This window comes from Bacillus inaquosorum KCTC 13429, from assembly GCF_000332645.1.
Taxonomy (GTDB): Bacteria; Bacillota; Bacilli; order Bacillales; family Bacillaceae; genus Bacillus; species Bacillus inaquosorum.
This window is the reverse complement of record NZ_AMXN01000004.1, coordinates 447128-468092: the sequence shown is the minus strand read 5'-3', so window position 1 is coordinate 468092 and position 20965 is coordinate 447128. Positions and strand designations below refer to the sequence as shown.

The 20965-nt window shown below is 44.7% G+C and carries 21 protein-coding genes; 9 read left to right on the top strand and 12 right to left on the bottom strand.

Going from position 1 to position 20965, the window contains the following annotated elements; translation table 11 throughout:
* The first annotated feature begins 70 nt into the window (after nt 1-70).
* Nucleotides 71-814 (top strand): sirtuin NAD-dependent deacetylase, encoded by a 744-nt coding sequence (gene srtN / locus BSI_RS08275; protein ID WP_003239535.1) that lies wholly within the window; start codon nt 71-73, stop codon nt 812-814.
* Between the two features lie 26 nt (nt 815-840).
* Here srtN and BSI_RS08280 read toward each other — a convergent pair whose 3' ends face one another.
* Nucleotides 841-1689 carry a polysaccharide deacetylase family protein gene (locus BSI_RS08280; RefSeq protein ID WP_003239534.1) on the bottom strand — a complete coding sequence of 283 codons (849 nt, stop codon included), beginning with the start codon at nt 1687-1689 and terminating at the stop codon, nt 841-843.
* A 285-nt stretch (nt 1690-1974) separates the two neighbouring features.
* Here BSI_RS08280 and dat point away from each other — a divergent pair, with 285 nt between their 5' ends.
* A complete protein-coding gene (gene dat / locus BSI_RS08285; protein ID WP_003239533.1) occupies nt 1975-2823 on the top strand; it encodes a D-amino-acid transaminase in 849 nt (282 codons plus the stop codon).
* Nucleotides 2824-2865: 42 nt separating this feature from the next.
* Here the strand turns inward: dat and nhaC are convergent, their stop codons facing one another.
* Together nhaC and BSI_RS08295 are read right to left on the bottom strand one after the other, a co-directional pair.
* Nucleotides 2866-4227 (bottom strand): Na+/H+ antiporter NhaC, encoded by a 1362-nt coding sequence (nhaC, locus tag BSI_RS08290; protein ID WP_003239532.1) that lies wholly within the window; start codon nt 4225-4227, stop codon nt 2866-2868.
* Between the two features lie 125 nt (nt 4228-4352).
* A complete protein-coding gene (locus BSI_RS08295; RefSeq protein WP_003239531.1) occupies nt 4353-4853 on the bottom strand; it encodes a universal stress protein in 501 nt (166 codons plus the stop codon).
* A gap of 163 nt (nt 4854-5016) precedes the next feature.
* Between BSI_RS08295 and BSI_RS08300 the strand changes: the two genes are divergently transcribed.
* From BSI_RS08300 to bmrD, 3 genes are all read left to right on the top strand, one after another.
* The gene (locus BSI_RS08300; protein ID WP_003239530.1) at nt 5017-5178 is read left to right on the top strand and encodes a hypothetical protein; all 162 of its coding nucleotides are present in this window, start codon (nt 5017-5019) and stop codon (nt 5176-5178) included.
* 119 nt (nt 5179-5297) lie between these two features.
* Nucleotides 5298-7055, top strand: coding sequence for a multidrug ABC transporter ATP-binding protein BmrC (bmrC, locus tag BSI_RS08305; protein ID WP_003239529.1), 1758 nt, complete (start codon nt 5298-5300; stop codon nt 7053-7055).
* Nucleotides 7052-9073 carry a multidrug resistance ABC transporter ATP-binding protein/permease BmrD gene (gene bmrD, locus BSI_RS08310; RefSeq protein ID WP_003239527.1) on the top strand — a complete coding sequence of 674 codons (2022 nt, stop codon included), beginning with the start codon at nt 7052-7054 and terminating at the stop codon, nt 9071-9073. Before bmrC ends, bmrD begins: the two co-directional genes overlap by 4 nt.
* Before the next feature lie 46 nt (nt 9074-9119).
* Here bmrD and BSI_RS08315 read toward each other — a convergent pair whose 3' ends face one another.
* From BSI_RS08315 to spaC, 6 genes are all read right to left on the bottom strand, one after another.
* Nucleotides 9120-9740 carry an NAD(P)-dependent oxidoreductase gene (locus BSI_RS08315; protein WP_003239526.1) on the bottom strand — a complete coding sequence of 207 codons (621 nt, stop codon included), beginning with the start codon at nt 9738-9740 and terminating at the stop codon, nt 9120-9122.
* A 37-nt stretch (nt 9741-9777) separates the two neighbouring features.
* Nucleotides 9778-9903, bottom strand: coding sequence for a hypothetical protein (locus BSI_RS22160; RefSeq protein WP_080010758.1), 126 nt, complete (start codon nt 9901-9903; stop codon nt 9778-9780).
* 104 nt (nt 9904-10007) lie between these two features.
* Entirely contained in the window at nt 10008-10211 is a 204-nt protein-coding gene (sspB, locus tag BSI_RS08320) for a beta type acid-soluble spore protein SspB (RefSeq protein WP_003233287.1), read from the bottom strand.
* A gap of 210 nt (nt 10212-10421) precedes the next feature.
* Nucleotides 10422-10640: a YheE family protein gene (locus BSI_RS08325; protein ID WP_080010759.1), complete on the bottom strand. Its 219-nt coding sequence runs from the start codon at nt 10638-10640 to the stop codon at nt 10422-10424.
* A 151-nt stretch (nt 10641-10791) separates the two neighbouring features.
* Entirely contained in the window at nt 10792-12153 is a 1362-nt protein-coding gene (yheD, locus tag BSI_RS08330; protein ID WP_003239524.1) for a spore coat associated protein YheD, read from the bottom strand.
* Complete coding sequence (gene spaC, locus BSI_RS08335; protein WP_003239523.1) at nt 12143-13234, bottom strand: spore coat associated protein SpaC; 1092 nt, start codon at nt 13232-13234, stop codon at nt 12143-12145. Before spaC ends, yheD begins: the two co-directional genes overlap by 11 nt.
* A gap of 267 nt (nt 13235-13501) precedes the next feature.
* On the opposite strand from spaC, the gene BSI_RS08340 reads away from it, so the two are divergent.
* Both BSI_RS08340 and BSI_RS08345 read left to right on the top strand, forming a co-directional pair.
* Nucleotides 13502-14635, top strand: coding sequence for a DUF445 domain-containing protein (locus BSI_RS08340; protein ID WP_003239522.1), 1134 nt, complete (start codon nt 13502-13504; stop codon nt 14633-14635).
* A 92-nt stretch (nt 14636-14727) separates the two neighbouring features.
* Nucleotides 14728-15081, top strand: coding sequence for a YlbF/YmcA family competence regulator (locus tag BSI_RS08345; RefSeq protein ID WP_003239521.1), 354 nt, complete (start codon nt 14728-14730; stop codon nt 15079-15081).
* 43 nt (nt 15082-15124) lie between these two features.
* Here BSI_RS08345 and BSI_RS08350 read toward each other — a convergent pair whose 3' ends face one another.
* Nucleotides 15125-16198, bottom strand: coding sequence for a DNA alkylation repair protein (locus tag BSI_RS08350; protein ID WP_003239520.1), 1074 nt, complete (start codon nt 16196-16198; stop codon nt 15125-15127).
* A 488-nt stretch (nt 16199-16686) separates the two neighbouring features.
* Between BSI_RS08350 and BSI_RS08355 the strand changes: the two genes are divergently transcribed.
* Both BSI_RS08355 and BSI_RS08360 read left to right on the top strand, forming a co-directional pair.
* Nucleotides 16687-17553 (top strand): Cof-type HAD-IIB family hydrolase, encoded by an 867-nt coding sequence (locus BSI_RS08355; protein WP_003239519.1) that lies wholly within the window; start codon nt 16687-16689, stop codon nt 17551-17553.
* A 111-nt stretch (nt 17554-17664) separates the two neighbouring features.
* Nucleotides 17665-19170 carry a coproporphyrinogen III oxidase gene (locus BSI_RS08360; RefSeq protein WP_003239518.1) on the top strand — a complete coding sequence of 502 codons (1506 nt, stop codon included), beginning with the start codon at nt 17665-17667 and terminating at the stop codon, nt 19168-19170.
* A gap of 18 nt (nt 19171-19188) precedes the next feature.
* Here the strand turns inward: BSI_RS08360 and khtU are convergent, their stop codons facing one another.
* Both khtU and khtT read right to left on the bottom strand, forming a co-directional pair.
* Nucleotides 19189-20406, bottom strand: coding sequence for a K(+)/H(+) antiporter subunit KhtU (gene khtU / locus BSI_RS08365; RefSeq protein WP_003239517.1), 1218 nt, complete (start codon nt 20404-20406; stop codon nt 19189-19191).
* A gap of 7 nt (nt 20407-20413) precedes the next feature.
* A complete protein-coding gene (gene khtT / locus BSI_RS08370) occupies nt 20414-20911 on the bottom strand; it encodes a K(+)/H(+) antiporter subunit KhtT (RefSeq protein ID WP_003239516.1) in 498 nt (165 codons plus the stop codon).
* Between the last annotated feature and the right edge of the window lie 54 nt (nt 20912-20965).

Sequence of the window (20965 nt, the reverse complement as noted above, 5' to 3'; positions counted from 1 at the left end):
GGGGAAGACTTCGTCTGACAGAGGCGGAGTCTTTTTCATGGTAAAATAAGAGAAAAAAGGCGGTGTTGAGGTGGAAGCATTCAGAAATATTTTAAATGAAGCGCAGCGAATTGTCGTGCTGACCGGAGCGGGAATGAGCACAGAATCAGGAATTCCCGACTTTCGTTCAGCCGGGGGCATTTGGACGGAGGATGCCTCAAGAATGGAAGCGATGAGCCTTGATTATTTTTTAAGCCATCCGCGTCTGTTTTGGCCCAAATTCAAAGAATTGTTCCAAATGAAAATGAGCGGCAGCTTTGAACCGAATGAAGGGCACTTGCTTTTAGCTGAGCTGGAGAAGCAAGGGAAGCAGGTCGATATTTTTACACAAAACATTGACGGCCTTCATAAAAAAGCCGGGAGCAGACATGTATATGAACTGCACGGCTCTATTCAGACAGCAGCTTGTCCGGCATGCGGCGCCCGATATGATCTTCCTCATTTGCTGGATCGGGAGGTGCCGGAGTGTACGGCAGCCGGAAAAGATGGGGAGATTTGCGGAACGGTATTAAAAACAGATGTTGTTCTCTTTGGCGATGCCGTCCTGCACTTTGACACCCTTTATGAAAAACTGGAACAAGCAGATCTTTTATTGGTCATCGGCACGTCTCTCGAGGTTGCTCCGGCGAGGTTTGTGCCTGAGGACGCAAGCCGGATTCCCGGCATGAAGAAAGTCATCATTAACCTCGAGCCGACGTATTGCGACAGCTTGTTTGACATGGTCATCCATCAAAAAATTGGAGAGTTTGCCCGGAGTTTGGGCATAAAAAAGTGAGGCTGCACTTATGCGCCTCACTTTTTTTATTCGTGAACAGGAACCATTGTGTCCTCTAACACTCCGAAGGAATAGCCCTTTTCTTTTAGTTTATTGATTAGTACCGGCAGCGCGTTTACTGTAGCAGGAAGATCATGCATGAGAATCACATACGGCCGGCTTGAATGGCCGTGTTCCATATTCTCAAGCTGCTGTAATACTGCAGTCACATATTTTGAATTGCGGTATTTCCAGTCCATGCTGTCGATCGTCCAATCCCAGTACACAAAACCGTCTTTTTCAAGATTGCGGATTTGTGAGGCGGTCAGTGACGGCTTGCTCCCGTATGGCGTTCTGACAAGATCGGTTTTATAACCTGTAATATCTTGCAGCGTGTCACGCGCCTCCTCCATTTCTTTTAACGGAGATGTCGGCGTTTGATAGAACAGTTTGTTATTATGGGTAACGCCGTGTAAACCGAGTGCGTGGCCTTCCTTTTCTGACCTTTTCACAGCTTGTTTGAATTCGTTCATCCGCGGTGACAGCATAAAAAATGTCGCTTTTACATCAGCGCTTTTCAGTACGTCGAGCAAGCGGTTTGTAAAGGCTGACGGGCCATCATCGAAGGTTAAGTAAACCGTCTTATCTCCCATGTTCCGCTTTGTCTGCAGATGTTTTATCAGCAGATCGGGGGAGTCGTTTTTCAGCTTCAGGCTTTCCTTCTCATTGCGAAGCTGGCCGTTTGTTGTGACAGTGACTTCCTTTGCTTTTGATGAGCTGTTGGAATAACCTAAAATCACCATAAGCAAAAGCAGCACACATAAAACTGCTAAACTTGCAAATTTAAAAGCAAGCGAAACTGCAGAAGGAGAAGCGTCTCCTCTCGTTTGTCGCATAACAATCTCTCCATTGGCATAAAATCTCTACATATCGCTGTACAGCAGGCAGCTTATGAAGATGCCATATGTTTACAACCTATGTATTACCAGTCAAGTATACAGGAATAAAACTGGAAAGAACATAGGGAATTTGTCGAAATATCAGATTTTAAGGGAAAAATAAACTCCTTCCCGCTATAGATCTCTTGATCTTTCTGTTTTTCAGCTTGTCCAATATGATAGAATAAGTGACAACAACAGCTTGAAAAGCATCAGGGAAAATCTCGAAAAGGGAGGGCTTTTATGAAGGTTTTAGTCAATGGCCAGCTGATTGGGCGCAGCGAAGCATCGATCGATTTGGAGGATCGCGGTTATCAGTTTGGTGACGGTATCTATGAGGTTATCAGGGTGTACAAAGGGGTATTGTTCGGCTTGCGCGAGCATGCGGAGCGTTTTTTCAGAAGTGCGGCTGAAATAGGGATTTCACTGCCGTTCAGTATAGAAGATCTCGAGTGGGACCTGCAAAAGCTTGTACAGGAGAATGCGGTCAGTGAAGGAGCGGTATACATTCAGACAACAAGAGGTGTGGCGCCGCGAAAACACCAGTATGAAGCAGGACTTGAGCCGCAGACGACTGCTTACACATTTACTGTGAAAAAACCGGAGCAAGAGCAGGCATACGGAGTGGCAGCCATTACAGATGAGGACCTTCGCTGGCTGAGATGCGACATCAAAAGTCTGAATTTACTGTATAATGTTATGACAAAGCAAAAAGCCTATGAAGCTGGAGCATTTGAGAGCATTTTAATGAGAGACGGTGTTGTCACGGAAGGTACATCCTCTAACGTTTATGTTGTTATCAATGGAACGGTGCGGACACATCCTGCTAACCGGCTCATTCTTAATGGAATTACACGGATGAAGATTTTAGGGCTGATTGAAAAGAATGGGATCAAGCTTGATGAGAAGCCTGTCAGTGAGGAAGAGCTGAGACAGGCGGAAGAAATCTTTATTTCCTCAACGACGGCGGAGATCATTCCGGTCGTGACGCTCGATGGAGAGTCGATCGGAAGCGGTAAACCCGGACCGGTGACAAAACAGCTTCAGGCTGCTTTTCAAGAAAGCATTCAGCAGGCCGCAAGCATTTCATAATGAAGCATAAAAAAAGAGCCCGCTTTGCAAGCGGCTCTCTTTTTATTTTTTAACAAATCCAATCAAAATGGAGATCATCGGTGATATATAGAGGAAGAACGTAAACGGGATATAGTCTATGACGGGAACACCAAGCGCGCTCGCCATAAAAGCGCCGCTGACGCCCCAAGGGATCAACGGGTTAATCAATGTCCCGCCGTCCTCCAATGATCTTGTCAGAAATTTTCGCTGGATGTTTTGTTTGTCATATAAGGATTTAAATGATTGTCCCGGTATTAATATTGATAAATACTGTTCGCCGGTTGCAAGATTGACGCCGATGCTTGAGCCGACGGTCGCCGCAACAAGACGGCCTTTTGAGCGGATGCCTTTCATGACGCCTTCCAAAAGTGCAGAAATCAATCCGATTTTCTCCATTAATCCGCCCAGTGCAAAAGCAATCATAATGAGAGAGACAGAGCCCATCATGGATTGCAGTCCCCCTCTGTTGATAATTTTTGCGGCCGCTTCATTGTCAGTTTGGAACGTCGTGCCATTTTGCAAAGCTGTCATAAACGCCTGCAAGCTGCTGTCAGGTACAAAAATAGCAGTCAAAATTCCCGAGGAAATAATTCCGATAGTCAGAACGGGAATTACAGATACACGCTTAATCGCCAGCAAAACGACTAAGAGCGGGGAAAGAAGAGCCCACGGTGTCACGTTTGCGGCATCCTTTATTCCGGTGATGACATGTTGGATATCATCGGTTGAAGCAGCATCCGCTGATACAGATAAACCGAGAAAGTAAAACAAAACGATGGTGATAAGCAAAGCTGGAATGGTAGTGCCCATCATATGGCGAATATGTTCAAAGATCGGTATTTCGCCTATGCCGGCGGCGAAATTGGTTGTGTCCGACATCGGAGACATTTTATCACCAAAACAAGCACCGCATATGACTGCGCCTGCTGTCCATTCAAGGGGAACGCCGGCCGCACTCGCCACGCCGATCAGCGCTACCCCAATCGTGCTCACAGTTGTCAGGCTTGAGCCGACAAGTGTGCTGATGATCATGCATGAAAACAAAGCTGTCAAAAGAAGGTGGCTTGGTTCAATAAAGGACAGGGCATAAACTGTTACGGACGGTATGGCGCCGCTGTACATCCAAGCGCCGATTAAGATGCCGATCAGCGCCAGAACAATAATTGGCTGTGCGCCGTTTTTGATCCCATCCACAATCCCTTTTTCTAGGGTCTTCCAAGAAAAACCGAACCATAAACCGGCTGCTGAAAGCATGACAACACATAGAAACAGCGGGATATGCGGTTCTGTATGAAGAAAGAATAAGCAAGAAATAATGATGGCTAACATGAATATAAATAAACCGACGGCTAACGGAAATGTCAGCTTTTTTTGAGAATCCAAAATAACACCCCATATATATCTTTAATGCTTTTGTGCTTTTGGGCACGAAAGCATTATAACAGAAAAAAACGAAAATCTATGTTTTTTCACAATTATGAATATAAAAAAGCGAGCACAGGGCGTGCTCACTTCACGATTAAAACGGGTATATCAGATTTCGCTGAAAGCTTTTCACTTACACTTCCGAATATTAGCTTTTTCAGCCTGTTTTGGTCTCTGCTTCCGGTTACGATCATATCGGCAGAAATGCGGTTTGCATGTTCGATAATCGATTCAGCCGGATCACCTTCTAATATATCGATATCTCCATTTGCCTGCTGGTCATTCAGCATCATTCTGGCTTCGGCGATGACTTCTTCCGTACGGTCTTCATAGATCATTGGCTCAGGTGGTGCAACATCTGATATCAGCGGATCAGGAACACTTGTCATGCCTCCGCCAATATAGCTTGCCCCTGCTGCGGGCCTCGGCGGGTCGATGATGGTTTGATTGTCTTTCATATCATGTGAATGGGCGACGGTAATGGCGGCATTTACGGTTTTAGCAAGATCGATGGCTGTCTGAAGCGCTTTCTTACTATTTTCACTTCCGTCAAACGCGACAATGATACGGTCAGCATGAAACATCATTCTCACCCTTTCAAAAAACGTCTTACAACACAATACCCGGATTTGAGTACAATTAACCTTTTCCTATTCAAGTCATGATTGACAAAAAAAGGTTTTGTTTATATGATGAAAAAAGATGAAATCAGAATGGAAGGAGGGTTTGCTATGCCAAGGAATTTGCGTGTTTATCAAACAGTTTCATATTGGCGCGGCAAACCCTATGTTCTGTTTAATTGAACGGTTTTTTTGGTCGAGCCGCGCGCTGAAAAGCGCTGTGCATATCATATCGGTTAAAAAAGGCATGGAGCTGTCGCTTCATGCCTTTTTTATATACAAAATCTAAGGAAAGACAGGTGTATGGGATGTGAAGACAAATACAAAGGCGAGGGCAGCTCATGTCAAACTGAACGAAAAAAGCTGCAAGGAAAAAATAGAAGGCGGCTGATGAGGAGATGGGAATCGATGTTTTCAGTATTGAAAAAGCTTGGCTGGTTTTTTAAAGCTTACTGGCTGCGCTATACGATTGCGATTGTGCTTTTATTAGGAGTCAATGTAATTGAAATGTTTCCGCCTAAGCTCTTGGGGAACGCCATAGATGATATGAAATCGGGGGCGTTTACTGCGGAAGGGCTGTTGTTTTATATCGGTATCTTTTTTGTGTTGACGGCGGCCGTGTATATCATGTCTTATTTTTGGATGCATCAGCTGTTTGGCGGAGCGAATGTGATGGAGAAAATTCTTCGTACGAAGCTGATGGGGCATCTGCTGGCCATGTCACCACCGTTTTATGAAAAAAACCGTACAGGCGATCTAATGGCACGGGGGACGAATGATCTTCAGGCTGTCAGTTTAACGACGGGGTTTGGCATATTGACGTTAGTCGACTCTACGATGTTTATGATGACGATCTTTTTGACGATGGGGTTTCTGATTAGCTGGAAGCTGACCTTTGCCGCCATTATCCCGCTTCCCGTCATGGCGATTGCAATCAGTCTATACGGAAGTAAAATTCACGAGCGGTTTACGGAGGCCCAAAATGCGTTCGGGGCGCTGAATGACAGGGTGCTTGAATCTGTTTCAGGCGTGCGGGTGGTTCGCGCGTATGTACAGGAAACAAACGATGTCCGCCGGTTTAATGAAATGACCGCCGATGTTTATCAGAAAAATATGAAAGTGGCTTTTATTGATTCGCTGTTTGAGCCGACGGTGAAGCTGCTTGTCGGCGCCAGCTATCTGATTGGGCTCGGCTACGGAGCGTTTCTAGTGTTCCGGAATGAGCTGACGCTTGGCGAGCTTGTTTCCTTTAATGTTTATCTCGGCATGATGATTTGGCCGATGTTTGCAATCGGTGAACTCATTAATGTGATGCAGCGAGGCAATGCGTCATTAGATCGGGTAAATGAAACCCTATCTTATGAACCGGATGTGACAGATCCAAAGCAGCCAGCTGAATTGAAAGAGCCTGGAGATATCGTTTTCAGCCATGTCAGCTTTACATATCCAAGCTCAACAAGCAGCAATATTCAAGATGTTTCTTTTACAGTGCGAAAAGGGCAGACTGTCGGGATTGCCGGTAAAACCGGGAGCGGAAAAACGACGATTATTAAGCAGCTTTTGCGCCAGTACCCTACCGGTGAAGGGAGCATCACATTCTCAGGCGTGCCGATTGAGCAGATCCCTCTTGACCGGCTCCGCGGGTGGATCGGATATGTGCCGCAGGATCATTTGCTGTTTTCACGGACGGTAAAAGAAAATATTGTATACGGAAAACAGGATGCAAGTGATGAAGAGGTTAAGCAAGCGATTGCCGAAGCACACTTTAAAAACGATTTACACATGCTTCCGTCCGGTCTGGAGACAATGGTCGGTGAAAAAGGCGTGGCGCTGTCCGGCGGGCAAAAGCAAAGAATTTCGATTGCGAGAGCACTCATGGCGAATCCGGAGATTTTGATTTTGGATGATTCGCTTTCTGCTGTAGATGCCAAAACAGAGGCGGCGATTATCAGCAATATCAGAGAAAACCGCAAAGGAAAAACGACATTTATTTTGACGCACCGTTTATCCGCGGTAGAGCATGCTGACCTGATCCTTGTGATGGACGGCGGCGTGATTTCTGAGAGAGGCACGCATCAGGAACTGCTGGCCAATAATGGGTGGTACCGGGAACAATATGAAAGACAGCAGCTGTTCACTGCGGAGGAAGGGGGAACAGGGGCATGAAAACAGGGAAAACGTTATGGAGATACGCACTCCTTTATCGAAAATTGCTGATCACAGCCGTCCTATTGCTTGCGATCGCTGTCGGGGCAGAACTGACCGGGCCGTTTATCGGCAAAAAAATGATTGACGACCATATCCTTGGCATTGAGAAAACATGGTATGAAGCTGCGGAAAAAGATAAAAACGCCGTTCAGTTTCACGGCGTCTCTTATGTCAGAGAGGACCGTATGCAGGGACCTGTTTCTAAAGAAAAAGAAGCGCATATTTATCAAGTGGGAATGGCGTTTTATTTTGTTGATCAGGCGGTCAGTTTTGACGGAAACAGAACGGTTTTTGACGGAAAGCTGACGATTACAAACGGCGATGAGAGCCGGACATATGCTGCCGAAAAGCTGTCAAAGCAGGAACTTTTCCAGTTCTATCAACCAGAAATAATGGGAATGGTGTTTCTGATCTGTCTGTATGGGGGCTTGCTTGTCTTTTCGGTATTCTTTCAATACGGACAGCATTATTTGCTGCAGATGAGCGCCAACCGTATTATCCAAAAGATGAGGCAGGACGTGTTTTCGCATATACAAAAAATGCCGATTCGCTATTTTGACAACCTTCCGGCCGGCAAAGTGGTTGCACGGATTACCAATGATACGGAGGCCGTCAGGGATTTATATGTCACAGTGCTGTCAACATTTGTGACAAGCGGAATCTATATGCTCGGGATATTCACGGCTTTGTTTCTGCTGGATGTTAAGCTCGCGTTTGTGTGTCTGGCAATTGTGCCGATTATCTGGCTGTGGTCGGTCATATACCGAAAATACGCGTCTTATTACAATCAAAAAATCCGTTCGATCAACAGTGACATTAACGCAAAAATGAATGAGTCCATTCAAGGCATGACGATTATTCAGGCTTTCCGTCATCAAAAGGAAACGATGAGAGAATTTGAGGAATTAAATGAATCTCATTTTTACTTTCAAAACAGGATGCTGAATTTAAACTCCTTAATGTCCCATAACCTTGTCAATGTGATCCGGAACCTTGCGTTTGTCAGTCTGATCTGGCATTTTGGCGGTGCAAGCCTGAATGCGGCCGGGGTTGTTTCCATCGGTGTGCTGTACGCGTTTGTCGATTATTTAAACCGGTTATTTCAGCCGATTACAGGCATCGTCAATCAGTTTTCAAAGCTGGAGCTTGCACGGGTCTCCGCCGGCCGCGTTTTTGAACTGCTTGAAGAAAAGAATACGGAAGAAGCGGGTGAACCGGCGAAGGAGCGCGCGCTGGGGCGGGTTGAATTTCGTGATGTGTCATTTGCGTATCAAGAAGGTGAAGAGGTATTAAAGCATATTTCCTTTACCGCCCAAAAAGGCGAAACCGTAGCGCTCGTCGGCCATACCGGATCAGGAAAGAGCTCAATTTTGAATCTCCTGTTTCGTTTTTATGACGCACAAAAAGGGGATATTCTGATTGATGGGAGAAGCATTTACAACATGTCAAGACAGGAACTCAGATCCCATATGGGCATTGTGCTTCAGGACCCGTACTTATTTTCGGGCACAATCGGTTCTAACGTAAGTCTGGATGACGAGAGAATGACTGAAGAAAATATCAAAAAAGCATTGCGGCAAGTCGGAGCCGAGCCGCTTCTGGAAAAGCTTCCGAAAGGCATTAATGAACCTGTGATTGAAAAAGGGAGCACGCTGTCCTCTGGAGAGCGGCAGTTAATTTCTTTCGCAAGAGCTTTGGCGTTTGATCCCGCCATTTTGATTTTAGATGAAGCAACGGCACACATTGATACAGAGACAGAGGCCGTGATTCAGAAGGCGCTCGATGTCGTCAAACAAGGACGCACAACCTTCGTCATTGCCCACCGGCTTTCAACAATCAGAAACGCGGATCAGATTTTGGTCCTCGATAAAGGAGAAATAGTTGAGAGAGGGAACCATGAGGAATTGATGGAGGTCAAAGGCCAATATTATCAAATGTATGAGCTGCAAAAGGGTCAAAAGCATTCCATTGCATAACGCTCAAAAACCCAAAACAATCGTGTTTTGGGTTTTTTATATGTACTTAATAAGCCAGTCCGGCACGGTATCCGACATACTCTCCTGTAACGAGCTCACGATAGAGAAAATCAGCAGTATCACCGACCGTAATGCTTGAACCGCCCTCCGGCAAAACGTCACGCTCCGCACGATAAACGCCGGTGGCTGTTCCGTCCGGGAGGTAAGTGGGGCAGATGATGGTCCAGTCTAAAGATGATTCTTTTAGCATTTCGTATACTTTTGCATGCTCCTTGGCTGCGCGGGTCAGCTTTCGTTTTGATTCATTTGTTTCAAACCGGTATTTTCCCGGTTCATATCGGGAATCAAGAATGCCTGCAGTGCCGATTGTAATCAGCCTTTTGATATGCTGTTCCAGCATAATGTCGAGAATGTGTGTCAAAGCTGCTGACAGGGTATCATCACCATCTGTACCGAGACAGCTGATCACGATTTCAGCATCCTTCATAACTTTTTTCACATCTTCCCGGCAGCGTGCGTTCCCCATAACGATTCGGTCTTTTGGAAGGGGAAGCTCAGTAGGTTGAGATCTGACCAGAGCATAAATGTCAAATTGTTCATCTGCGGCAGCTTGTTTTAAAAAAGCTTGTCCGACGCGGCCACTGGCTCCAAATAAAGCGATTTTCATCAAAAAACCTCCTCGCCCTCATTATAAAAGGATGTTCTCAATTTGAACAGCGCGGGAAAGAATACCTGTACAAATAGACAGAACGATGGGAAACATATTCATGAATCATGGATATACTTACGAACTGAACCAGTTCCCAATTCACAACGGCGATGAATGACACCCTTATTCCCTCCCTTTTTTTCTAGGATATGTGGATCAGGAAAAAAGGGTGACAAATATAAAGAGAGCGCGGAAACCGCGCCCTCATAGCCATATATTGAGTTGTTATTGTACTCTGCCGCCCATTTGCTGCTGAGCGAAAGATACTAAACGTTTTGTGATTTCTCCTCCGACAGAACCGTTAGCGCGGGAAGTTGTATCCGCTCCAAGGTTAACGCCGAATTCAGAAGCGATTTCAAGTTTCATTTGATCGATAGCCTGAGCTGCGCCAGGAACTAGTAAGTCATTTGAAGAGTTTTGGTTAGCCATGTGTAAAATCTCCTTTTTGTTTAGTATGGTTGGGTTAACTGGAGTTGCACCAGTCTGTGGACCCGTCTCGGGTATCACTGCCGTCTCGGCGTAACCCAATGCTTGCCGGCTTGTTACTAGTATTATGTTAAAATGGCCGGAAACTCATGCGGAGAATTGAGTGGTAAATCTTGAGAAGACATAAAAAAAAGCTTAGCCGTTCAGGCTAAGCTAGTCATAAATATGAAAAAGCATCAGTTCATGTATCTCGTTTTTAAGAGCAGGCTCGTCAGCGCGGGCGGGAAACAAATTTCCCCATTCAATCTCACCGCTTTTATGATAGATGCCTTCATAATGAGTTCCTTTATAATAAAACGAAATTCTCCATCCGGGCAGCTTTTCTTTTTGGAACAAAGGTTTCCAGCTGAAATGAGAAATCATTACGGCCACGCTCCTTAAAATTGATGTCAATTGACCTGGATACGAACGAATTATGTTCATTGTATCACTGTTTCAGAACATCATTGAAGAGGTCTTTGGGATACAGTTTGTCCTAGCCCTGGATAAAGATAGGCCCGCTTTAATAAAAAAAGCGGACAGATTACGAAGGCCACAGCGCTTCATGGGAGGTGATCGCCTTCTCGGATAGATAGGAGGCGTATTCAAAGCTTCTTCGTTTTGTTAAAGAATCAACATGATACAAATTCGGATGAGAAAAAATACTGCGGCCCGGACGTGAATTCGCTTCAAACATCCATACTTTACCGTTCTGATCAATGCCAAAATCGAAGCCAATCTCCCCGATAAACCCCTCAATATGATCGTGAAGCACATGGCTTGCCGTCAGTGCCGCAGCAGAAAGCTTTTTAATGACCTTAATTCTTTCAGCAGGATCATCGTATACTTCTGCAAGTGTTTTTACAGTTCCGCCATTAGAAAGATGTGTTGTAATACTGTTTTCTCCGGAAATTTTTACGGCTATTGCTGTCACAGTCCATTTCCCTTTTCTGTTTTTATTGGTATGGACACGAAAATCCGCTGGTTTGCCTTGAAATTTGATCAGATCAACACCTTGCTGAATGAGAAAGTCAGACGGGTCGTGCTGTTTTTGAAATTCTGCCAGAAATGCGGAGGCATCTGAATAATCGATTGAAGAAAACGTTTTGGCGTCGTTTGTATGTTTCACTGTCAGGCCATCGTCTGTTTTTGTCAGCTGATATATCCCAGTGCCGAGTGCTCCGTTTGCCGGTTTGATATAGACTTTTTTGTATGCTTCACAGAGTTCTGCAATTTTCTCCACAGATGGTGTCAGCTCGGATTTCGGCAAAAAAGGGGCGGTTCTCGGATCTTTTTCGAGCAATTGATGAACGCTCCATTTATTAAAAAATGTTTTATTAAACCATGGGATTTGATATTCATCAATCAGCCGTTTTTTTGTATGTTGCAAGAGAAGCGAATCTTCAATTTTTCTGTTTGGCAAACGGTCATAAACGACGTTCGGCAGCGGGACGATTTTTTTCTCCCAGCCGTTTTCTCTGTATAGGAGCCCTTCAATCGTACCCTCCTCCCAATTGATTTGGTGTGCGCCGAAAACGAAGCAGTAGCCTCCTGCTTGCTCGTGTAACGTAACAAGCTTAGAAAAAAAGAGGGAACGATCCTTAAAAGGGCGCTCAAGAGATACGGTAAAACCTGCCGTAAAGATGCCGATTAACGGCCCGATATGCACCGTATGATCATGAATCAGGATGTCAGCCCTGCTTCGATGGGGAAGCAAAAGCTCATGAAACAGATTTTCAGAGAGAAGCACGGTTTGTTCTAGATGCCGTCTGTAAGAAATGTGGCATCTGACAACCTTCGTCCCGAATGCGGCATGCAAAAGTCCGTCTCGCTTCATGGAAGAGGGGAGAAACAGGGTATTTTCACTGGTTTTGTCTATGCCGATCAAAAACCGTTTACGATTCACGCGGAAGAACTCCTTTCTGGCTTTGCTCAGAAAACAAATATTGGCAGCGCTTAAGGGGACAGGTATACAGCTGTTCTTTTTGCTCGGGAGAGACACGCAGGATTGATTTCCTGCCCGGTTTGGAATTGATATCTAGGATCCAAATTCTCCCGTCCTTCGCAAGGCATATATCGAGCCCGAGTTCAAACAGCGGCCCGTAGCGCTCGTCAAGGTAATACGGAACCGACTGGGTAATCGAGAACACGTCATCAAGTAAGACCACTTGCTGTTTTTTCGGTATATCTTCAAACCATGAATCGAATGTCAACGCATCAGATCCGCCTGACAAATTGGCCAAAAGCCCGTGTTTGTATCCGCGTCTCACTGCCTTTCCGACTGTATTCCATTCACCTGCTTCGTTTTTTTCCATGAAGAGGCGGATATCACACGGGTATTGCTCCTTATCTTGAATATTTAAATAAGGCTGAAGCAAATATTGATGCTGAAGCACTTTTTTGCACCATGTTTTGAAAGAAGTTTGGTTGGAAAAGGTTTTTGTCTGCTTATCCTTTCCGATGTGATAAGTAGCGGTTATGTTTTTCTTACCCAGCTCCAAAAGAATAACGCCTCTGCCTCCTGCGCCGAACGCCGGTTTTAAGATGCAGGCTTTTTCTTTGGTTAAGAAGGAGTGGATTTGTTCATAGCGGCTCACCTTCATCGTTTCCGGAATATAGGGGTTGATCACAGCGTGCTGCTGCAGATCATGAAGAACGGTCCACTTATCGGGAAGACCCAGCCCGATGAATTCCGTTTTCGGATATTTTTTGAGCCACTCAACGATCGGTTTTGCTTTTTGGGATTGTGAATCCTTGCCGTAAAAACAGCGGTCATAAATATAATCTGGAATCGCCATTTCAGTTTCGTTCCATGTGCTGCTGGCCGAGTGATAGACCGATGCTTTGACACGCAAGGTGTCAGGTAAAATATCAAACGGTGTAAACCGGATGAAACGTATGCCAAATTCGGGTGCTCTTTTGGCCAACTCTGCGGAATAGTCCGCTTCATGCTGGCGGGATAAGGACATAAAACCAAGTGTTATCATGGTGAGACTCCCCCTTTTATTCAAAAGCTGCCGGCGGGTGTCAGCAGCTTTACGCTAAATACGTGTAAGACGAACGCAGCTGACGGTATTCTACTTTACAGAATACGATTCTCCACCTTGCCCTATTCCAAAAGAACAAGCTGATTTTCTGACAACAGGAATTTGTCTCCTCATTTGCTAAGTGATTGCATCAGCCTCTATAATACGAATAGGTACAACATCTATATGAAAAAAAGCTGAAGCACAGATGGAGGAAGATGAATAGGAATGGGTATTGCAGGAACCTTTATTTTTATGATCGTGATCGGCGCTGCCATTGGAGCGGTAACCAATCATTTAGCAATTCAAATGCTATTTAGGCCATATAAAGCGTACTATTTGTTTGGGAAACGAGTTCCTTTCACGCCCGGGCTGATTCCGAGAAGACGGGATGAACTTGCAAAACAAATGGGGCTGATGGTAGTGAATCATCTCTTAACCCCTGAGGGTATTAAAAAGCGGCTCGTCTCTGATACAGCCAAAGCGCAGGCTCTTCAAGTCGGGGAACAGCTGATTCAAAAGCTGTCACTTTCTGAAATGACAGTAAAAGAAGCACTTGAAAATGCCGGGGTAAAGCGTCCTGATGAAGCGGCAGACGCATGGATCAGCAACTGGACCGATGATAAGCTGAATAAGCTTTTCCGCCAATACGAGCATCAATCGTTAAAAGAGCTGGTGCCTTTGGAAGTGCAGGAAAAGCTTGAGGAAAAGATCCCGATGATTTCAGGATATATATTGTCACGAAGTGTCAGTTATTTTGAAAGTGATGAAGGGAAAATCCGTCTCGGCAATATGATTGATGACTTTTTAAAAGAGCGCGGCATGCTTGGAAGCATGGTGCAAATGTTTTTGGGCAATACAAGCCTCGCGGACCGCGTGCTGCCGGAGCTGCTGAAGTTTTTGCGGAATGAGGAAACAAATAAACTGCTTTCTGATCTCTTGCAAAATGAATGGGGTAAGCTGAGGGAGTACACGTTTTATGAGGCAGACGAAAAATGGAATGCCAAAGCGCTCATTTTCAGCCTGAAACGAAGAGTGCTGCAAACATTCTCGACTGCTCCTTTCTTTGACAATACGATTGGCACGCTTACCGTGCGCTATGAATCTGAGCTGACCCAGCAAATGCTGCCAGCGCTGTTAGACAAATTGCTTGAAGGGATTTCGGCCAATCTTGAAAGTGTTTTAAAACGGATGCGCCTTGAGGAAATCGTCAAGGAGCAGGTGGATCAGTTCCCGGTGCAGCGTCTTGAAGAAATGGTGCTGTCCATTTCCAAAAAAGAATTTAAAATGATTACCTATTTGGGAGGCCTTCTCGGCGGAATCATAGGTGCGATTCAAGCATTGTTTGTCATCCTTTTTTAAGAAGAAATGGTTTTTGATTAATGAAAGCAGCTCCATAGTCTGTTATAGTGGAGTGGTATGTCAAACGGCAATGATGAAAGGAGCTATACACAATGGCTGTTAATTTTTATGATGTAGCGTATGATCTGGAAAAAGCATTACGCGGGAGCGAAGAGTTCACCCGTTTAAAAAACCTGTACGATGAAGTAAACGCAGATGAATCAGCGAAGCGCATGTTCGAAAACTTCCGTGATGTGCAGCTTAGACTCCAGCAAAAACAAATGGCAGGAGAAGAAATTACACAAGAAGAAGTGACGCAGGCTCAAAAAACAGTTGCGCTTGTACAGCAGCACGAAAAAATTTCTCAGCTGATGGAAGCGGAGCAGCGCATGAGCGTGCTGATCGGTGAATTGAACAAAATCATTATGAAGCCTTTAGAAGAGCTTTACGGCAGTGTCGAAGGCTAAACAGCAAAATCCCTTCTTGGAAAAGAAGGGATTTTTTATTCTTTCAGCAAACTTGGAAATCCAATGAATCTTTTACCTCTCCATTGATGATCACTGATAATGTATGAATTCCTTTGTAATGTTTTCTGGTAGTTAGATCCTTAAAGGATTGAATTCTTGTGTACGGCTTAGTTTCGTTTTTTCTAATATTTGTTTCTGTTATTTTAAATACTTTTTGATGACGCTGACCTCTTGCTTTTACAAAATCAATTGCGTACTCAATTCTTACTTTTTGATCCCTGTCTGAATGAATATAGAAAGAAAATTCAAGGCTTTCGCCAATGGCTATATGGCTTGATTGACATGTTAAATCATGTAATTGTATTGAATCAGCATTTTCATAACCAAAAAGCGATAAGGCCTGTTTATCACCCTTTTTTAATAAGGTCCGATAGGCGTGTTTGATGATCCAATCGGAATAGGGATGTGTTCCGTACCATTGATCTGCGACTTTTCTTAGCAAATGAGGATGCGTTTTTGATATATCATTAAGGTTGTTGGCCACGCTTTTCCTTACATACAAGGACTTGTCCTGCATCAGCTTCTCAAGGATCGGCAGAACGGGGGAAGGGTCTGATTTCAAAGCGGGTATCGATTTTCCCCATGGCAGGCGTGGCCTGCTTCCTTCGCTCGCAAGTCTTCTCACGTGTTCATTTTTATGCTCGGACCATTTAAGCAATTGTGCAATCATTTTTTCTTGATCTAAAAGCAAAAAAGGCCTCACAGCAAATTCTGAGGTTGAATATTGCGTAAAGTATTCCAATGCCTTTATTGATTCTTCCCAATGCGCTAACCCGTACTGTTCTACATAATCAGGGAATAGAATTCCGCTTAGTCCTTTAAAATGAGGGGCTGCATCCCGTAAAATTGTGAGCGCTTCATCGTAATGTTTTGGCAGTGTTTCGTATAAGGAAGCTGTAATGGGGCGCATCCGCTCTTTTAAAGCGAGTTCAGGCCAGTCTTCCTGCAGCAATTGTTCCTCGAATCTGTCTTGGTTAAAATCAGGACAAGATGCCTTTATATGGTGTATCAATTGAGATATCAGTTTTTCATTGTATATTTCTTTTAAGTCAGCCACCTGATCACCGCTCTTTCATTTATTATTTATATTATATGGGAATATATGTTCTGAATCAAGCGATATATTCCAAAAATTAACAACCGATCCTACCTTAGTATACATCATTTGGATACTTTTTTTAGTTAAAAAAACCCTTGTCATCAGCAAGAAAAACTGAGATAATGGCTTTGAAAGCGCCTACACTTACCTGATTTCAATTGGATACGGTCGCATATCATGCCGTTATATAGAGGGGATAAGCAACAGAGAGTAAGTGTTCGGAGCGCATCATTGGTCAAACAAGGGGTTCCTGATACATGATTTTTCGTAAATCGAAATAACGATATTAGGGAGAATGGCTGCTTCGATCGTATCCTATCATAATGCCAAAAACATAAAGTCTGCTGAGCCAGGCTTTTTTTGCTTTGCAGAAAAGGTTGTTCTAAACACAGAGACAGGGTCATATTCTATACACAAGTACAGTCATCAAGGAGGGGGACATCTCTGTGTCAAAACAATTGCTTGCCTTAAATATAGATGGAGCGCTTCTTCGGTCGAACGGAAAGATTCATCAGGCAACGAAAGACGCGATTGAATATGTTAAGAAAAAAGGGATTTACGTCACACTCGTAACCAACCGTCATTTTCGTTCAGCACAGAAAATAGCAAAATCGCTGAAGCTTGATGCCAAGCTGATCACTCATAGCGGGGCATACATCGCTGAGAAAATAGACGCCCCGTTGTTTGAAAAAAGAATCTCTGACGATCACACCTTTAATATTGTTCAAGTGCTGGAGAGCTATCAATGCAATATTCGGCTTCTTCACGAGAAGTATTCGATCGGAAACAAGAAAAAGGTGAATTCAAATTTATTAGGGAAAGCACTCATTCACCCGTCTGATCCGATCTTTTATCCAGTCCAGTTTGTTGAATCATTAAGTGATCTTCTCATGGATGAGCCAGTGAGCGCACCTGTCATCGAGGTGTACACGGAGCACGACATTCAGCATGACATTACAGAAACGATTACGAAAGCTTTCTCTGCGGTTGATGTTATTCGCGTAAACGATGAGAAGCTGAATATCGTCCCGAAAGGTGTCTCGAAGGAAGCGGGTCTGGCCCTCGTCGCTTCAGAGCTGGGCCTGACCATGGATGATGTCGTGGCCATCGGACATCAGTATGACGATCTCCCAATGATTGAACTTGCCGGTCTTGGGGTAGCGATGGGGAACGCCGCTCCGGAGATTAAGAGAAAGGCCGATTGGGTCACAAGGTCCAATGACGAGCAGGGTGTTGCTTACATGATGAAGGAATATTTCCGGATGCAGCAGCGAAAAGGATTTCTTGATAAGTTCCACATGAAACGTGTGTAAAAAAGCCGCTCGCGCCCTGACAGGTGCGGCGGCTTTTTTGCCGGATTGATTTTAACGGTTTATTTCTGTACACTAAAGAAAGTTTTGAATCTGATAAATTAGGTGATGAAGTTGCAAATTAAAATAGAAGGCATACATGATGACCGCCTGCATCGGCCTCTGCAAAATATTGCAAATTTGTTTTATGAAGAGTGCGAGCTTGTGTACGGCGGAGGGGAGCCCGCAGATGTTGTCATTTCTTTAGACTGTTCACAAACGGATGAGCATGTGACGGTTTCGGGAGAAGTGAAGGGAACTGGCATAACGGAACAGCATACAAAATCTTTTTCTCCCGGCATGAATGAAAAAGAAGCTTTTAAGCAAGTGAAAAACACGATTTCTTATGTGTATCTCAATCTTCTTCAAGCGCATACGGGCATCACGCAAAAGTGGGGAATCCTGACAGGGATCCGGCCGACAAAGCTGCTTCATAAAAAGCTGCAAAGCGGAATGCCGCAGGAGCAGGCACATGCTGAATTGAAAAAGGACTATTTAATTCATGATGAGAAAATCGGGTTAATGCAGGAAATTGTTGACCGGCAGCTGGCGGCAGTGCCGGATTTGTATCAAGTAAAGGATGAAGTCAGTATTTATATCGGCATTCCGTTCTGCCCGACAAAATGCGCGTATTGCACATTCCCTGCGTACGCCATCCAAGGGCAGGCGGGCAGAGTCGGCTCATTCTTATGGGGGCTGCATTATGAAATGCAGAAAATCGGCGAATGGCTGAAGGCGCATGATGTGAAGGTTACAACCATTTACTTTGGCGGCGGGACGCCGACAAGCATTACAGCGGAGGAAATGGATCTGCTGTATGAAGAAATGGTCCGCTCCTTCCCTGATGTGAAAAACATTCGCGAGATTACGGTAGAGGCCGGCCGCCCTGACACGATTACGGAAGAAAAACTCGCCGTTTTAAACAAATATGACATTGACCGGATCAGCATCAATCCACAATCCTATGAAAACGAAACGCTGAAGGCGATCGGACGGCATCATACAGTTGAAGAGACCATTGAGAAATATCATCTGTCACGCCAGCACGGCATGAATAATATTAACATGGATCTGATTATCGGTTTGCCCGGGGAAGGCGTGAAGGAGTTCAGACACAGCCTTTCAGAAACGGAAAAACTGATGCCGGAATCCCTTACGGTTCATACTCTTTCCTTTAAACGGGCCTCAGAAATGACGAGAAACAAGCATAAGTACAAAGTCGCCGGCAGGGAAGAGGTTTCTCAAATGATGGATGACGCGGTAGCCTGGACGAAAGAGCATGGGTACGTGCCTTATTATTTATACCGCCAGAAAAATATTCTTGGAAACCTTGAAAACGTCGGATACTCTTTGCCGGGACAAGAAAGCATCTACAACATCATGATTATGGAAGAGGTGCAGACGATTATCGGCATCGGCTGCGGCGCAGCAAGCAAATTTATAGACCGTGATACAGGGAAAATTACGCACTTTGCCAATCCGAAAGATCCGAAATCGTACAATGAGCGCTTTGAACACTACACGGACGAAAAAATCAAATATTTAGAGCAGATTTTTGAGAGAACGACAAAGCAGCACTGATCACAGTGCTGCTTTTTTTTATCCCTGTTTTCTTGCAGGCTGAACATCAGGCTTCCATTTAAATACCTTGTTCAGTAAGCGGTAAATTCGTTTTGATTCCTTTGTTAAAAGCGGTCCTAAAATCGCCAGAATGAGGACATATAATGCGGCAAACGGCTTTAAAGTGGCTGACAGGCCGCCGGCTATCCCGAGATTCGCAACGATAATCGAAAACTCTCCCCGTGAAACGATCGTCAGTCCGATATTCGATGAAGCCTTATGGGAAAGCCCTGCGCGTCGTCCTGCCACCATTCCGGCGATAAAGTTTCCGAGAATGGTCAGAATCACTGCTCCCAGTGCAAGCCAAACCGCTTCACCGAGCGAAAACGGGTCGATGCTAAGGCCGAAGCTGAAAAAGAACATCGCGCCGAAGAAGTCGCGAAACGGAACGACAAGGTGCTCAATCCTATCGGAATGCTCTGTTTCTGAAAAAACCAAACCGAGCAGCAGCGCGCCAATCGCTTCCGCTACATGGATCGTCTCTGAAAACCCGGCGATAAAAAAGAGTGCGGCGAAAATGACGATAATAAACACTTCATTTGAGCGAATGTCCAACAGCTTATTCAAGAGCGGCGGGAGCTTTCTGGCTGCGATAAAAAACAGCAGCATATAACCGAAAGCGATCAAAATGGACAAGAGCGCACTCCCGACTGATGTCGCATCACCTAACACAAGACCTGAAACAACGGACAAATACACGGCAAGGAAAATATCCTCAAACATAATGATGCCGAGAATCAGCTCGGTTTCCGGATTGGCCGTTCTTTTTAAATCGACGAGCACTTTTGCGACAATCGCACTTGACGAGATTGTGATGACGCCTGCGAGGACGAGGACTTCTAGAAAGGAAAACCCGGTGATAAATCCATAAAGCAGCCCGAGGCTGAAATTAATCAAGATATAAATCGTTCCGCCAATTGCAATTGATTTTCCGGATTTGATTAATTTTCCTACGGAGAATTCGAGTCCGAGATAGAAAAGGAGGAACAGCACGCCCATCCGCCCGAAAAACTCGATGATTTCACTGCTTTCTATAAACGTAAGGTCAATAATCCCCACTTTCGGCGCGTGCGGTCCAAGCAGCATTCCAAGCACAATCAGAAATGGAATAATCGAAAATTTAATTTTGTTGGCGATTACACTGGCAATCGCCACAAGAACAAGCGCAGTCCCGACTTCAAATACAAGATGATCCATCGGCCGTTCACACGCCCTCTCCAGAAAGAAAATCATGAATCAGTTTCTTCAGATGCTTTCTTTCACCTGAGAGGACAAGTGTGTCATTTTCTTCAATAACCGAATCGGCTCCGGGATTTAAAAGCTTTTCCTGGCTGTGTTTGATGATGGCAATCACAGTGACATCGTAGTTTTGGCGGACATCAAGCTCCCCGAGCGTGCGCCCAATTGATTTGGCGCCTTTTTCGACCTTAAACCATTCAATAATGAGATCGCTGAAGGCCATTTCGATGGATTCCAGCGCTTGCGGTTTATAGACCATGCCACCTAAAATAGCGGCAATTTGCCTTGCTTCAGAATCATCCAATGAGATATTGGAAAGAAGCTCATCGGGGTCCCGGTCATTAAACCGGTAAATTTCTCTTCTTCCGTCATCATGAATGATAATCGTCATTTTTTCGTGACTTCTCGTTTCGATTTCAAATTTTTTGCCGATGCCCGGCAGATCGTTTTCTTTAATATTCAATGAAAATCCCTCCGAATGTAGTGTTGGCTAAATGGGGTAAGTTAAAAACAAGAA

Coding starts and splice junctions, on each gene's coding strand:
- dat (WP_003239533.1), top strand. CDS start 1,975: ATGAAGGTTTTAGTCAATGGCCAGCTGATTGGGCGCAGCGAAGCATCG.
- sspB (WP_003233287.1), bottom strand. CDS start 10,211: ATGGCTAACCAAAACTCTTCAAATGACTTACTAGTTCCTGGCGCAGCT.
- bmrD (WP_003239527.1), top strand. CDS start 7,052: ATGAAAACAGGGAAAACGTTATGGAGATACGCACTCCTTTATCGAAAA.
- BSI_RS08345 (WP_003239521.1), top strand. CDS start 14,728: ATGGCTGTTAATTTTTATGATGTAGCGTATGATCTGGAAAAAGCATTA.
- bmrC (WP_003239529.1), top strand. CDS start 5,298: ATGTTTTCAGTATTGAAAAAGCTTGGCTGGTTTTTTAAAGCTTACTGG.
- BSI_RS08315 (WP_003239526.1), bottom strand. CDS start 9,740: ATGAAAATCGCTTTATTTGGAGCCAGTGGCCGCGTCGGACAAGCTTTT.
- spaC (WP_003239523.1), bottom strand. CDS start 13,234: ATGATAACACTTGGTTTTATGTCCTTATCCCGCCAGCATGAAGCGGAC.
- BSI_RS08295 (WP_003239531.1), bottom strand. CDS start 4,853: ATGTTTCATGCTGACCGTATCATTGTCGCGTTTGACGGAAGTGAAAAT.
- BSI_RS08280 (WP_003239534.1), bottom strand. CDS start 1,689: ATGCGACAAACGAGAGGAGACGCTTCTCCTTCTGCAGTTTCGCTTGCT.
- BSI_RS08340 (WP_003239522.1), top strand. CDS start 13,502: ATGGGTATTGCAGGAACCTTTATTTTTATGATCGTGATCGGCGCTGCC.
- khtU (WP_003239517.1), bottom strand. CDS start 20,406: ATGGATCATCTTGTATTTGAAGTCGGGACTGCGCTTGTTCTTGTGGCG.